General features: G+C 77.7%; 1 protein-coding gene. It reads left to right on the top strand.

Features of this window, described 5'->3' with window-relative positions; translation table 11 throughout:
- Positions 1-142: 142 nt before the first annotated feature.
- Positions 143-737 (top strand): glycerate kinase (locus DQW85_RS21910; RefSeq protein WP_240197340.1); only part of this gene is annotated, 595 nt, incomplete at its 3' end.

The following is a 737-nucleotide window of genomic DNA, read 5'->3' on the forward strand; positions in this document are numbered from 1 at the left end:
CGAGGTCCGCCGGTAGGGCGCGTGGGCCGCCCGGCGCGCCGCCGTCCGGTCGCGGGGCCGCCGGTGCGAGGCGTGCGCCGGGGAGGTGTGATGATGAGTCCACGCCGGTACGCCGGGGTGTGCGGGCAACGGTCGTCGTCGCGTGTGGGAGTTGGTAGTGGTCGAGCACGTTCTTGTCGCGCCTGACAAGTTCAAGGGGTCGCTCGCGGCCGCGGAGGTGGCCGCCAGGGTGTCGGCGGGCCTCGGCGTCCCGGCGATCGAGCTGCCGGTGGCCGACGGCGGCGACGGCACGGTGGACGCGGTCGTGGCCTGCGGTTTCAGCCGCATCACGATCGAGGTGACGGGGCCGACGGGGTCGCCCGTCCAGGCCTCGTACGCCTGGCATCCCACCGGCGCCCCCACCCGTGCCCCGTCCGACGGGCACGCCGGCGCCCACACATGTGTCCCGCCCGACAGGCACGCCCGCGCCGACACACGTGTCCCGCCCGACGGGCACGCCGGGGCCGCCTCCGGGAGCCCGGCGGCGGGACGGGGGCGGCCGACGGCTGTGATCGAGATGGCCGAGGCCTCCGGGCTGCGCCGCCTCCCCTCAGGGCTCGAGCCCCTCACCGCCACCAGCCGCGGCACCGGGGAGCTGATCGCCGACGCCCTCGGCAGGGGCGCCGAGCGGATCGTGCTCGGCCTGGGCGGCAGCGCGTGCACCGACGGGGGCGCGGGCATGGCGCAGGCCCTCGGCG

The sequence above is a fragment of the Nonomuraea lactucae genome (genome assembly GCF_003313395.1).
GTDB lineage: Bacteria > Actinomycetota > Actinomycetes > Streptosporangiales > Streptosporangiaceae > Nonomuraea > Nonomuraea lactucae.